At 39.6% G+C, this 13,993-nt stretch carries 14 protein-coding genes; 11 read left to right on the top strand and 3 right to left on the bottom strand.

The features are described from left to right. Positions 1 to 18: 18 nt before the first annotated feature. On the bottom strand, positions 19 to 540 hold the full coding sequence (locus tag J8L98_RS21245) for an HPP family protein (RefSeq protein ID WP_210998098.1): 522 nt from the start codon (positions 538 to 540) through the stop codon (positions 19 to 21). 139 nt (positions 541 to 679) lie between these two features. Between J8L98_RS21245 and J8L98_RS21240 the strand changes: the two genes are divergently transcribed. The 10 genes from J8L98_RS21240 to J8L98_RS21195 all read left to right on the top strand — a co-directional run bounded on the left by J8L98_RS21240 (position 680) and on the right by J8L98_RS21195 (position 10,977). After that, positions 680 to 1,219 carry a TetR/AcrR family transcriptional regulator gene (locus tag J8L98_RS21240; protein WP_210998097.1) on the top strand — a complete coding sequence of 180 codons (540 nt, stop codon included), beginning with the start codon at positions 680 to 682 and terminating at the stop codon, positions 1,217 to 1,219. Positions 1,220 to 1,332: 113 nt separating this feature from the next. After that, positions 1,333 to 1,734 (top strand): DUF4267 domain-containing protein, encoded by a 402-nt coding sequence (locus J8L98_RS21235; protein ID WP_348771921.1) that lies wholly within the window; start codon positions 1,333 to 1,335, stop codon positions 1,732 to 1,734. Positions 1,735 to 1,873: 139 nt separating this feature from the next. Next, positions 1,874 to 2,725 carry an alpha/beta hydrolase gene (locus J8L98_RS21230; RefSeq protein ID WP_210998096.1) on the top strand — a complete coding sequence of 284 codons (852 nt, stop codon included), beginning with the start codon at positions 1,874 to 1,876 and terminating at the stop codon, positions 2,723 to 2,725. A gap of 416 nt (positions 2,726 to 3,141) precedes the next feature. Further along, the gene (betI, locus tag J8L98_RS21225; RefSeq protein WP_210998095.1) at positions 3,142 to 3,732 is read left to right on the top strand and encodes a transcriptional regulator BetI; all 591 of its coding nucleotides are present in this window, start codon (positions 3,142 to 3,144) and stop codon (positions 3,730 to 3,732) included. 1 nt (position 3,733) lies between these two features. After that, on the top strand, positions 3,734 to 5,209 hold the full coding sequence (gene betB / locus J8L98_RS21220) for a betaine-aldehyde dehydrogenase (RefSeq protein WP_210998094.1): 1,476 nt from the start codon (positions 3,734 to 3,736) through the stop codon (positions 5,207 to 5,209). An 11-nt stretch (positions 5,210 to 5,220) separates the two neighbouring features. Further along, entirely contained in the window at positions 5,221 to 6,888 is a 1,668-nt protein-coding gene (gene betA / locus J8L98_RS21215) for a choline dehydrogenase (protein ID WP_210998093.1), read from the top strand. Positions 6,889 to 7,076: 188 nt separating this feature from the next. Beyond that, positions 7,077 to 8,294, top strand: a complete 1,218-nt coding sequence (locus J8L98_RS21210; RefSeq protein ID WP_210998092.1) for a BCCT family transporter — start codon at positions 7,077 to 7,079, stop codon at positions 8,292 to 8,294. Between the two features lie 10 nt (positions 8,295 to 8,304). Then, positions 8,305 to 9,003 (top strand): TorF family putative porin, encoded by a 699-nt coding sequence (locus J8L98_RS21205; protein WP_192507669.1) that lies wholly within the window; start codon positions 8,305 to 8,307, stop codon positions 9,001 to 9,003. Between the two features lie 160 nt (positions 9,004 to 9,163). After that, positions 9,164 to 9,583 (top strand): tetratricopeptide repeat protein, encoded by a 420-nt coding sequence (locus J8L98_RS21200; protein WP_210998091.1) that lies wholly within the window; start codon positions 9,164 to 9,166, stop codon positions 9,581 to 9,583. A 401-nt stretch (positions 9,584 to 9,984) separates the two neighbouring features. Next, positions 9,985 to 10,977 carry a questin oxidase family protein gene (locus tag J8L98_RS21195; protein WP_210998090.1) on the top strand — a complete coding sequence of 331 codons (993 nt, stop codon included), beginning with the start codon at positions 9,985 to 9,987 and terminating at the stop codon, positions 10,975 to 10,977. Between the two features lie 377 nt (positions 10,978 to 11,354). Here J8L98_RS21195 and J8L98_RS21190 read toward each other — a convergent pair whose 3' ends face one another. Then, the gene (locus J8L98_RS21190) at positions 11,355 to 12,119 is read right to left on the bottom strand and encodes a carboxymuconolactone decarboxylase family protein (RefSeq protein ID WP_210998089.1); all 765 of its coding nucleotides are present in this window, start codon (positions 12,117 to 12,119) and stop codon (positions 11,355 to 11,357) included. Positions 12,120 to 12,132: 13 nt separating this feature from the next. Next, positions 12,133 to 12,903, bottom strand: coding sequence for an SDR family oxidoreductase (locus J8L98_RS21185; RefSeq protein WP_210998088.1), 771 nt, complete (start codon positions 12,901 to 12,903; stop codon positions 12,133 to 12,135). A gap of 86 nt (positions 12,904 to 12,989) precedes the next feature. Between J8L98_RS21185 and J8L98_RS21180 the strand changes: the two genes are divergently transcribed. Beyond that, complete coding sequence (locus J8L98_RS21180) at positions 12,990 to 13,910, top strand: LysR family transcriptional regulator (RefSeq protein ID WP_210998087.1); 921 nt, start codon at positions 12,990 to 12,992, stop codon at positions 13,908 to 13,910. Positions 13,911 to 13,993: the final 83 nt, after the last annotated feature.

The following is a 13,993-nucleotide window of genomic DNA, read 5'->3' as shown; positions in this document are numbered from 1 at the left end:
TTGCTCCTAGTTCGTCAGTTACTGTTGATTGCTTGAGGAGCCATACCAATAGATAGGCCATTTTTTCGTTAAACCAATATTGTTAATTAATGAAGCAATACCGACGAGAAATATGCTGCCAATCAGTACAGGGAAAATTAAAAAGTCAAAGTGATAACTTCCGGCCATTAGAATGACGAGTGGATTTGCACCTGCGGGTGGGTGTACAACTCTGAAAAATTGCATAGCTACAATAGCCAGTCCCACAGATAAAGCCATTACCCAGGGATTTGTGCCAAAAGTCAGCAGGGCAAGGATGCCAATTAATGCAGAAATAAAGTGACCTCCAATCACATTACGCGGTTGCGCCAACGGAGAGGCTGCTGCTGCAAATAAGATGACGCAAGTCGCGCCAAACGGCGCCATAAGTAGCGGGTAGCCTGCAATACTTGTTATAAAGCACAGCCCCAAAATACCAACAAACCCGCCAACAAAACCCCTAAGTAGCTCGATAAAATTTACTTTGGGTGGGAGTGCACCACCGCCGGATAGCTTTTTCATTACATTCTCCAAATTATCAATACTTTTGTAACGTTAACGTTCACAATAATGTGTTATTATCAAGTGTACCGATCTGTACACTCCCACCAAAAGGTACAGATCTGTACACCTTTGTGCAAGCAATTTTTTAGGGTATTAGATGAAAGTAGAACAGCATATTTTGGATGTCGCTGAGGATCTGTTTAATAGAAATGGATATAACTCGGTTGGAGTAGATTTGATCAGAGATGAAGCAAAAGTATCGAAAACAACAATTTATAGACGGTTTGGCGACAAGGTGGGCTTGGTTGAAGCTGTGTTAACACGGCGCCATGATCGCTTTCAAGCCTCATTAGAGGAGGCTGTTTGTAGCGTGAAAAGTAGTGAAGATAAAGTGTTTGCTATTTTAGATTGGCATTTTGAGTGGTTTTCTTTATCACATTTTGAAGGGTGTATGTTTATGCATGCCTTGGCGGAGTTTAAAAGAGTGGATCAGTCGATTAGTGGTATCGCGTTAGAGCATAAGCGTTGGTTACTAGAATTAATACGTCAAGCGCTCGGAGTTGAAACGGAGCAGTATTATGAAAAATCAGAAATGATTATGACCTTTATTGAAGGGCTTATTGTACGGGCTGAATTCGATGAAGTACTGGACAAAAAAGAGTTATACAGGGCTGCGTTGATGAAGATCATAAAATAAAAACAATGACAATATATGAATAATGTAACTAACTGTTAAATCTATAGTGTATATGTATTGATTTTGCTTGATAATAAAAATTACTCTCTTTACGAACGACTGAGGTACTTAAAGTGGTTAAATCTAAAATAGAAGTGATAGCGATAATACTCGTATCACTTATGGCGTTGCTGCAAGGGTTTTATGGTATTTTTTCTTATCTTGAACCATCCGGTTTTGCAACTGTGAGAGGAACTGAGTTGTTTTCTTATTTAGACGCGGACTGGGTAATAATATATGGGTCTCGCACGATTTTTATTACTTTGGTACTTGGCCTGCTTATCATAAAAAAACAATACTCAATTTTAATGTGGTGCGCGATTTTTGGTGTTGTTATGCCTGTCACTGATGGCGTTTTAGCCTATCAAGCCGATGCTCCATTGAAAGTGCTCTATAAGCATGTCGCCACCGTGCTTTATTTATTAGTGACATTTTATGTATTAAAGCTCATGACATCAAGGTGCTCAGCTAAATGAGTATTTTAGTCATTTAAATTTGTAAAGGAGATGTTAGGTAAAGAAACTTTATTGGGATGCTGGCATTATATTAATAATAATTGTCGGTACGTTGGACTATTATTATGAAGATTATTCACGCTTTATATCAGCAAGGGAAATGTCTAATGAACGATATTTAAAATCAGAATTAGGGAGCTCTCGCTATCAAATATATGGAGAAAATAATCAAAAAACGATTATTCTCATTCCGGCATCGAATGGTTATGTTGAGCAATGGGATCCAAATGTAGCTCCGTTGGTCAACGCCGGTTATAAGGTGGTTGTTTACGATTTATTTGGCCGAGGTTTTTCAAGCCGCCCTGATGTTGATTTAACGTTATCGGTGTTTACAGAGCAGTTGGATAGCGTCATACGTGAAGTTGGGGCTGACAGAGTGTCTTTAGTCGGTTCTTCATTTGGCGGCATTATCGCAGCTGAATATGCTAGAAATAAACAAGAAAAAGTTACAAAGTTAGTCTTTGTAGGCCCTGCTGGCTGGCCATCAAAAGTGAATTATGCCCAGAAGATTATCAATATTCCGGTAGTCGGGGAGTTACTCTTTAAGTATTTTGGAGAAATCATTTTAAAGCCGCGGGTTGAAGGGTGTTTTCATCAAGAAAAAGAACATCGTTGGGCCATTGATATGTGGCAGAAGTTCTCACAATCCCCAGGATTTATGCGTACTTATTTATCGACCTTGAGGCACTCTCCCGTTCTTGATTACACCGAAGGGTGGAAGGCGCTTGGAGACACCACGATAAAAACGCTGTTTATATGGGGAAAGCAAGATATTAGCTTTGATTTTGGCAACTCTGAAATAGCGATGACTTTGATCCCCTCAACCAAGGTCGTCGCAATTGACAATGCTGCACATTGGCTGAATATAGAACAGCCTAAGCAAGTTAATAATGCGATGATTTCATTTTTAAATGATGAGCCTAGGAAAGTATCAGAAGGTAGTGAATTATAATATATTAACAACGGAGTGAGCTAAAAAAGCCCAGAAACATGCGCCTGTGCATGATATTTCGCTGTAGTACGAGTTGTCAATTCAAGCCGTAGAGCATTCTGCTACGTGATGACTTTAAATGGGTATTAATATGAACGTTTTGCAGTATGTCTTTTTCGCCAAATCCCATTATTCTAATGACAAACCTTATCGGCGTTTTGGTGCGTTATAAATACAATATTCGATAATATTGGTTTGCTTTCACAATTATTTCACAAAATATATTTGGCAATGAAATAAATAATTATCTATTTTATTTCAATGTATTAGGTGTTTTTTGTGAGGCTTCATACACACATCCGGCACAGGGGAACCTTGAATAATCAGGCCAGTTTGTTTAATATTTATTTTTATTGAACGTTCAATTAATAAAAATCATGCCTAAAGTCGGAATGGAACCTGTGCGCCGTCAGCAGTTAATTGAGGCAACAATCGAATCAGTTGGAGAGCTTGGCTTACAAGGTACTACTATCAATAGTATTAGTAAAAAAGCAGGGTTATCTTCTGGCATTATTAGCCATTATTTTGGTGGTAAGCAGGGGTTAATTGAAGCCACTGTACGTCATTTGTTATCAAGCCTGAAAGATTCTTTGATCTCGCAGGTCGCAGATACCACGACCCCAGAACAAAGGCTGATGTTCATCATTGAAGCAAATTTTGCACTTGTACAGCAGCGTAAAGATACCACCCGCACTTGGTTAAGTTTTTGGGCGCAGTCAATGCACGATCCCGAACTGCATCGTTTACAAAATGTAAATAGTAAACGTTTGTACAGTAATTTAGCCTGCTCATTTAGGCGTATTATGCAAAAAGATGATGCCAAGCAAGCGGCGGAATTAAGCGCTGCCATGATTGACGGCTTATGGCTACGTGCAGTTCTTAGCCAATCAGAGACAGGCCAATTTAAACACAGCGAACGACTTGCAAAACAATATGTAAATTCACTCATTCAGCAGTATGGAACTTAATATGACAACGCCTGTAACTCCTCCTATTTATCAGAATTTTATCCATGGACGCTATCTTGCGAACCAGTCAGGCGAACTTTTTGATGTAATTAATCCTGCGACTGATGAAGTAATTTATCAAGTAGAAGTCGCTGACCACGCAATTCAAGAAGCTGCGATAGCAAGCGCGAAAGCTGGATTTGAAAGCTGGTCTGCCATGGCCCCTATAGCGCGTAGTCGCATTCTTCTCAAAGCCGTTGAACTGCTAAGATCACGCAATGATGAGTTAGCTAGAATTGAAGTACTCGATACCGGTAAACCGTGGCAGGAAGCTGAGTGTGTTGATGTGCAAACTGGTGCTGATGTGATTGAGTATTTTGCGGGGTTAGCACCTGCACAAGTCGGTCAGCAGCAAATGGTGGGGGATGACTTTTATTATACTCGCAAAGAACCGCTTGGCATTTGTGCTGGTATTGGTGCATGGAATTATCCTTTACAAATTGCATGCTGGAAAGCAGGCCCTGCGTTGGCGGCGGGTAACGTTCTGTTATTTAAGCCGTCTGAAGAAACGCCTTTGGGGGCATTAAAGCTTGCTGAGATCTTTATTGAAGCGGGCGTGCCTGAGGGGGTTTTTAATGTTGTGCAAGGTGCTGCTGAAGTTGGGCAATGGCTGACAGCACATCCTGATATCGAGAAAGTGTCGTTCACAGGAGAAGTCGGCACAGGAAAAAAAGTCATGGCGAGCGCAGCGAACACGTTAAAAGATGTCACCATGGAATTGGGTGGGAAATCGCCACTGCTCGTATTTGATGATGCAAATGTCACTGAAGCGGTTAGCGCTGCTATGTTGGGGAATTTCTATACTCAAGGTGAAGTCTGTACTAATTGCACCCGTGTCTTTGTACAACGCGGTGTGTATGACAAATTTATTGAGGAATTGAAAACGCGAACTGAACAAAATATTGTGGCAGGTGATCCTCTAGACCCCAATGTGAACTTAGGCGCATTGATCTCCAAAGTGCATCAACAGCTTGTTCTAGATTACATCAATTTGGGTGTTAAAGAAGGGGCTAAATTATTGACTGGGGGCGAAGTGCTTTCTCCTGCATCAGCACCGAATGGTTACTTTGTTGCCCCAACGGTTTTTGTAGATTGCCAAGACGATATGACTATCGTCAAAGAAGAGATTTTTGGACCCGTTATGAGCATTTTAGTGTTTGATGAGGAAGCTGAAGTCATTAAACGCGCAAATAACACGCACTTAGGACTAGCTGCTGGCGTATTTACTCAGGATATTCAGCGTGCACATCGTGTTATTCATAAACTACAAGCGGGGATCTGCTGGATAAACGCGTATGGAAATTCACCTGCTGAAATGCCAGTGGGAGGTTATAAGCACTCAGGTATCGGCAGAGAAAACGGCATTGAAACTCTGGATCATTATACTCAGACGAAGTCTGTGTACGTCGGTATGAATAACATTGATAGCCCATTTTAATGAGACATCCAATGAAGCAAGAGTTTGATTATATTATTGTTGGAGCTGGTTCGGCGGGTTGTGTGCTAGCGAACCGTTTAAGTGAATGCGGTCAATATGATGTTTTGTTACTGGAAACTGGTGGCAGTGACAAAAGTATTTTTATTCAAATGCCAACGGCTTTGTCTATTCCTATGAATTCAGATAAATACGCGTGGCAGTTTCATACTGAGGCTGAGCCGTATCTAGATAACCGAAAAATGCATTGTCCACGTGGCAAGGTGTTAGGTGGGTCGTCTTCTATTAACGGCATGGTGTATGTTCGAGGACATGCGAGAGACTTTGACGAGTGGCAGCAACACGGCGCACAAGGTTGGGATTATCAGGCCTGTTTACCGTATTTTAAAAAAGCAGAGTCTTGGTATTTAGGTGATAACGCATACCGTGGACATCAAGGACCAGTTGGTGTTAATAACGGCAATGAAATGGAAAACCCATTATATCGCGTCTTTATTGAAGCCGGTCAGCAAGCTGGTTACGCCAAAACAGATGATTATAACGGTGCGCAACAGGAAGGGTTTGGGCCAATGCATATGACGGTGAAAAATGGCCGCCGTTGTTCTGCAAGCCGAGCTTATTTAGATCCGGTAAAAGCACGCAATAATTTGACTATTGTGACAGACGCAATAGCGCAACGGGTTGTGTTGGAGAATAAACAGGCTAAAGGGGTGGCTTATAAAGTAGGCGGCCGCTTGCTTCATGCGAGTGCGCGTAAGGAAGTTGTGCTCAGTGCAGGGCCTATCGGATCGCCACATTTATTACAGTTATCGGGTGTTGGCGACCAAGCGGTTTTAGAAAAAGCCGGTATAGAGGTAAAACATCATTTACCGGGGGTGGGACAAAACTTACAAGATCACTTAGAGTTTTATTTTCAATACAAATGCAAGCAGCCGATCACCCTAAATGGCAAACTAGGGCTTGTTTCGAAAGGGTTGATTGGTGCAAGGTGGATGTTGAATAAAAGTGGTTTAGGGGCAACAAATCATTTTGAATCATGTGCCTTTATTCGATCAAAACCTGGCGTCGAGTGGCCAGATATTCAATACCATTTTTTACCAGCGGCCATCCGCTATGACGGAAAAAGTGCTTTTGCAGGTCATGGGTTTCAAGTGCATGTTGGGCACAATAAACCCAAAAGTAGAGGCTCGGTAACCGTTACGTCTAATAACCCAGATGACGCGCCAAAAATTCAGTTTAATTATTTGGCTCATCAAGCCGATATCGAAGGATTTCGAGCATGTGTGAGGTTGACGCGTGAAATTATTGAGCAAAGCGCGTTTGATGATTATCGAGATGGAGAAATTCAGCCAGGCAAGCATGTACAGACAGATGAACAAATAGATCAATTTGTGCGCCAAGCTGTCGAAAGTGCTTATCACCCATCATGTTCATGTAAAATGGGGGAAGATGGCATGGCTGTGGTTGACTCACAAACCAAAGTGCATGGTATTGATGGTTTACGTGTAGTGGACTCTTCTATTTTTCCTACCATCCCCAATGGCAATTTGAATGCCCCCACCATGATGCTAGCAGAGAAAGCCGCAGACCATATTTTAGGTAAAGTGCTTTTGAAAGCCGATGACACAGAAGTCATTGTCGGCGAGCAATGGCACACAGTACAACGTAGTTCGGAGCTTTAAAATATACAGATAGTTAGTTTGCCAAAACGCTTAGGGTAACTTAGTTCTAGGCGTGTCTTGCAGTGGCGTACAGGGTAAATAGGTTACTCGTGGTTAATTGAATTAAGTTCAATAACATTAAGTATTGATGCAAGAAAATAATAACGGAGAAACAATGAGTTACTTTTACTTGTTTTGGGAGGGTGACAATGACCTTATGGCTTAGTGCTGGTATCATTTTCACCTTTTTAGCAATTGTAGTGATTTTGTTCAAATGGGGTAATTTGCAGTGTGTGGGTGTTACCCCTGTAAAAACCTTTACTTTTATCGCTATCTTATTTACATCTGGGTTAGATGTCGGTTTGATAATGTTTCCACTTACTGAGTTTGCGGGTTACGCAGACATAAAAGCAAGCCCAGAATATGCGTTTGCAAATCCACTGGCCATTGAGTTTGGGTTTTGGGGGTTTTTAATCTGGGGGTTTTATTTCCTTACCTGTTTTTATTTCTGCGTAATAGAGCCTAAGGTGAAGTTTTTCGAAATACCTTGGGTGAAGTTGCTTAACAATATTATTATTATTGGGACATGTGCGTTTACTGCTTATTTGTTGCTTTCTAATTTACCTTGGTACCTCCCCAACTTGGGGGATGGCAGTACCATAATTCCAAGCTTTTACTTGGTGGTATTTGCAGCCATTTGCTTCGCGGTGTACTCCAGTACGAGTTTAAAATATGTGCGCTTTTTAAGCATTACTACAACGTGGATGTTTATCGCATTAATTGCTTTTATGTGGAGCGCGACGTTTATATTTGGCGATAGTTCCGTGTCGAGCTTTACCAATAAATTAGGGCTCATAGGTGAATACTTTACTAATTTAAATCACTTTATATTGCCACTCAATGACTATCATGAGTTTTATTTATTTTGGTGGTTTGCGTGGAGTATTATGATTGGCCAATTTACATCTCGTTTTGTGGGGGGGCTGAAGACCTATCAGGTACTTGCTGCGATGTTGGTGTTCCCATCAATTCCCATTGCGCTTTGGTTTGGGGTACTTTATCACTATCACGATGCAGGTATTTCTACTGAAGGTATTAAAAACTTCGCGATGGTGTTTGTGGGTATTGTGTTCGTGATTAACTCTCTCGATTCATTGATCCGTTTATACACAGACAACCTGAATTTGACGGTAAAACGCTTAGGCATGCGCAATTACATGCTATTCAATATTGCCGCGTTATCATTGCTCACATTACTCTTTAAACTTGAGTTTATTCAAATCCAATGGGTTGGTGCTTTAGTCATTGGGCTATTCTTATCGTGTGCACTGTATATTGGTTACAACAAATTCAAAACAGTGAGCAATATTGACAGCTCACCGAAAGATAACACAATTGATTTCAGTAAAATAGAAACAGCTGGCTAAGGAACTTATTATGACAACGACAAAACATTTACTTTTTACGGCGCTGGCGCTTGCTTCTACCAATGCAATGGCTGACTGGTCAACGACAGTCACTGGCGCATCAGATTATACGTTTAATGGTGTGAGCCAAACACAAGACGACCCTGCCATTCAGGGGAGCTTGGACTATGGCTTTGATAGCGGTGTATATGCTGGTTCTTGGGCGTCAAATGTTGACTTTGCTGATGATACTAATCTTGAGTGGGATTTTTATGTTGGTAAATTCATTACATTGAACGAAAGCTGGAGCATGGACTATGGTATTGCATATTATAGCTATCATGGTGATACCAACTCTAGTGATGGTAACTACCCAGAAGTATACAGTAAGTTTGGCTTTACTAACGAATTAGGTCAAACAGAATTTAATTTTTGGTATAGCTGGGATTACTTTGGTACAGGGGCTGGTCATACAATTGCAATGATCGCACACAGTGTTGAAGTGGCAGAAGGCCATACACTACGCGCCAGTTTTGATGTATCAAACTCGCTTGATGGTGATAAGTATATGTGGGACGCAGGTGATAAGTCATACTATCACTATCGTTTAGCTTATCAGACGAGTGTTGAAGGGTTTAACTTAGAACTAGCAGCAGAAAATACCAGTCTGGATTACAACACCGCAGATGAGCGTATAGTATTTTCGGTATCTCGTACGTTCTCGTTATAAGTTATATTGGTAAACATATTATTTTGTTACTTATGAACAAAGCCAAGCATCATTTGCTTGGCTTTGTTATTTTAAGGGCCAGAGTGTTAGTTTTAGGTGAGACGGGCTATAATGTTTGGCTACTTTTTAGATAAGCATGTATTGCTTACAGGGCTATTAGATGAATACTAAACTATACAAATCTGTACTTTCCATTACTGACCACTTAATGGAGGCGGCTCAAGAGCAAAACCAAGGCACATTTGATAGGCATTATGCTGAGTTAAAGCAGTTGTGTGAACACAATGAAAATTCAGATAAAGACCACCCAGTACAATGGGAGACGTTGGCTGATTTTACAGATGATTTAGCATTGGCTGTGACAATATATGAGCATGCGTTGACAAAAGCTGAAGCCCTTAATTCAAAAGACTTTTGTTCTTCTATTGGCTATTCAATAGGGGCTTTAAAAGCTGAATTAGGTGATCACTCAGGGGCGATTGCGCATTTAGAAAAGGCAAAAATAAGCAGCAATAAGATCATTGATAAGCAATTAAAATCAGAAATTCACGATTTGCTTGAAGAACTGAAAAGTAAATAGTGTTTTTTATCAATGGTTTATGAAAACACGGTGGATTGACGAAGAGGACCCGTACGAGAGGTGCTTTTTTTGTTCGTATTGATTGATGAATTTTGTGCCGCTGTAATTTAGGTCTAAGTTAATGCTGTGAATCAACATGAATGCACGACGTTATGAATATAAATTTCAGTACTATTGGCTTAATCGAGTATAAAATTAAATTTCAAATTTATTTTTATTAATATGCTTATTTCGATGGTAGCTGCACTTCAATGTATTAGTGATTATACCACTAAAAATAGAGCGTCTCGCTTAGGCTGATTATTTGAAAGTTAGCTAGAAATCCGGTAGTGTTTATTTATTATGTGAATAATATTAATGATAAGTAAGTTTTAATAGTCTTTTATCGCTTACGGGCCGTTATGAATGAATCAAACACGTTAGATACCTTGCTTGAAAAATCAAGTAACTACTACCCACTATATGGTGGTGGGCTTGCGACACATCTACCTATGGTGTTGGTTGCATTGAATGGTTTAAGCGCATCAAAAAATAAATTAAATAGAACTTTTGAGGAAGGTGTTCATGACCTAGAGTATATCGGTGATCTGGAAAATATAACGGCTGTTAAGAGTGTAGAGTGTGAGCTAGGCTGTACTCAGAGCTTTAAGCGTTACTTAAAGTATTATCAAAATGAACTAAAATCATACGGTGTAGATAGGGTTTTAAAAAAGTCATTACCACTATTAATGAGTGGTATTGCTGCGTCAGCTTTTCATGCATTGATCCGTTTAGCGTATGCGCTTGAAGCTCAATGCCAAAGTGAAATAGCCATCGCTTTGGCTTATTGGTCAAGTGAATATCAATCATTTGAGTTGAATGTAGAATCGACTGACGAGACTTTAGAACAAATCCTGACAAGGCTTGCTCCTGTAGGTCGAGATTATCAGTTTTCTCCTGGAATCATTGTCAATCGAATGTCAGAAATTGCTCAGCTATTAAAGCAAGAAGCATTGATTGTACAACCAAAACTTCTTGATCTACCGACACTACGGAATTTTGCACTGAAAGTATTTTATTTCAAAGATGACTTTACACTGCTACACACTGTTACCGGCTGCCATGCATTTTCTATCATTATGCCTTATCTCAAAGGTGTGGATATTGCGCTGCAAGAGCTATGGAAGGCAATGCTAGTAGCTTACTTAAGTACGGGGCTTAGTTTCCAAGATAAAGATATAAGAATAACAAACAATGACATTGACTTTTCTTTTGTAATTAATAAGGCATTGGATTCAGATGACTCGCATGTGATTAAGTTAGTTTATACATGCTATCGAGAATATACGGTTTGCAATGATCCTTTGTATTTCGTTATAGCAGAAAGAGCGGTTCTTGATAGCTGTAGTGATTAATACCTGCGAAGGTCTGCTGGGTTATGTTGTAAAGTGATGGAAATTGAAATCTATACAATTGACTTAGTTCATTAATAAATTAAAGGAAATAAATATGAATATCAAACTAAATAAAAAGCATTAAAACCCTCACTAAAAGTAAAAAAGAAATTGAAAATGTAATGACTCCAAAAGTAGGTGGTAGGTATTTAGGTACTTACATGGGGTGTTTTTCACGTAATGGCGAATGCTATACGATGCCTGGTGATTGCTAAAGAAGCTTATTGAAGAAGTGTATTTTTTATTTAAGTAAATATGCTTTTCTATATTCACCGACTGTAAAACTAAATATACATAGGCTTTACGGTCGGCAAATTATTATATTGTTAATGTGATGTCTATTTATACGGATTTTCATGCTTATTATGAGTGGTGTGTTTTCGTACAGATAACGCTAAGTTATAAGCCGCAGGCATACCGCTGTAAAATTGTGTTAGGACTGCGATATCAATCAGTTGGTCAGGTAATAACCCAACAGATAGAGCGGTCCCAACGTGAAAATCCAGTTGTAGGGGGGCATTCCCTAATGCTGTAAGGCAACTTACAGTTATAAGCTGTTTATGTTTTAGGGATAACTTGGGTTGCGAGAAGGCATCTCCAAATATTGGGTAGGTTGTTGCGATTAACTGCGGGGCGAGTTCTGAAAAGGTAGCTGAGATGATGTCATAACCTTTAGGATCTAACTGTTTATACAGCTGTTTACCGACAGAGAATCTGTGTTTTAATGTGTCTTTAGGTAGCTCAATGCTATGTTTTTTAATTGTATTTGGTAATTGCGCCATTATTTCATTAATTGTTACGTACCCAACGTAGCTTGATAGTTGTATGAGCAGAGAGAGTACCTGCTGTTCACTGAGTATTTTCTCATTGTATGATTGTGTTATTTTTATACTGGCTAGTGTACTTTCACGTAATCCAATCAATTGTGAAATATTGACCAATGTAATTTCAAAAGGTGTGAGTTTGACATGCTTAATGACATCTCGAGATGCGCGATTTTCGGCATTTCTATAGGTGTTTTTGATTTGTGTATGACTATTTGCAAGTGTTGATAGTGAGCATACGGCAAATAATATACTTATAATAGCTATCTTGATATTCATTACTTTTTCCATTTTATCGTTGTCCTGGGATGGCATACCCACCATCAATATGAATTGTTTGTCCTGTAATATTGGTTGCATGATTTGATAATAAGAAGGAAACCAAGTGTGCAACTTCTACGCTTGTTCCTAAGCGTTTTAATGGATGCTGAGCTGCAAATTTATCTAATGCGCTTTGATCATGATTGAAGGCCTGGCGAGTCATTTCAGTAGAGATCCCACCAGGACTGACATTGTTGATCCGAATTCCGAATTGGCTTAATTCAATGGCTGCTGGACGGATGAAAGCATCTAATGCACCTTTGCTTGCGGAGTATGTGGTGGAACCAATAAGTGCACCATCAGAAAGCCAGGATGAAGTATTGACAATAGCGCCACCACCACTGCTTTTAAAGTAGTTTGCTTGCGCTTGTACTGCGAGCCAAATTGCTTTGAAGTTGGTAAGTAATGTAAGTTCTAAATCAACTTCACTCTGCTGTAGTAAAGGAACAAAATTACCGAGTGTACCTGCGTTGTTAAATACACCATCAAGATGTCCATAATGTTTTACCGTTTGTTCGATAATATATTGATGAGAGGTATTCAGTGTGATGTCAGCTTGAATAGTATGTGCGTGTCCGCCTGTGCGATGAATTTCACGTTGCAGGGTGGTAAGTTTGTCTTGACGTCTAGCGACTAAGGCAACTTTTGCACCGCATTTAGCAAGCCATTTTGCAGTCGCATAACCGATACCAGAGCTTGCCCCAGTTATCAGTATTATTTTGTTTTCTATAGAGTTATCCATTAATTTTACCATGTGTGTTGATGTTCTGGTGACTATACAATAGAGTTTGTTGTAGATAATCACTCTCTCATAAGGTTATGAATTGCATGGAGCGCACGAATATGCATATGGATGACGGTAGGCTTGGGTTATATGTGACTTTTATCACGACCGTGCAATCAGAAAGCTTTGTTGATGCAGCTATGAAGTTGGACATTTCGGCATCAACATTAGGCCGCAGAATTAAACGCTTAGAATCAGAACTAAAAATACAGCTTTTTGTACGTACTACTCGTTCAATGAATATTACAGAGGCTGGGCAGCAATATTTTGATGCTTTAAGTAATGTGCTCGGTCAGTTAGAAAGTATTGAGCAAGCTCTTGAACTTGACGCAGGCGTGCCATCAGGGGTATTAAAAGTGAGCATCCCAAATACATTTGGGCGTTTACAGATCAGTCCTCATATTGCAGAGTTCCTTACATGTTACCCAAATATTACCTTAGATATTAATCAAAATGACTCTTTTGACGATTTGATGTTGAAAAATTTAGACGTTGCCATAAGGATTGGTAATCTGCCAGACTCGTCGTTAAAGGCTAAAATGATTGCTCCTAATACACGACGATTAGTTGCTTCTAAAAGTTATCTAGATAAATTTGGCTATCCAGTAACACCGCAGAATTTAGTTAATCATCGTTGCCTACATTTCTCACCATTACTTCAAGGTAAAAAATGGACACTTATGAAAGAGGGGAAGTTGGTCAGTATACCGATTACACCTATTGTAAGTAGTGATGATGCATCCACCTTATATGATGCGGTACTAAAAGGTGTAGGTATTGCACAGTTAGCGGATTTTATTGTGCAAGATGATTTGGCTCAGCGCCGATTGTATGAAGTTTTACCTGATTGGATATTGGCCCGTTCTAGTATTTATGCAGTGTATCCAAGTATTGGTTACTTACCACTAAAAACCAGAGTTTTTATCGATTTTTTCACTGAGAAAATTAGACGTAACCTTGATTAATCTATCAATGTTATGGTTCATTTTGCACGTTATTATTATTTCAGGGTAAAGAAAATCGCTACTTAAGTTGTTTAACATAAGGG

Source organism: Pseudoalteromonas sp. MMG013, from assembly GCF_018100885.1.
Classification (GTDB): Bacteria; Pseudomonadota; Gammaproteobacteria; order Enterobacterales; family Alteromonadaceae; genus Pseudoalteromonas; species Pseudoalteromonas aurantia.
Note: the sequence above shows the minus strand (reverse complement) of the source record. Positions and strands in the feature narration are given on the sequence as shown.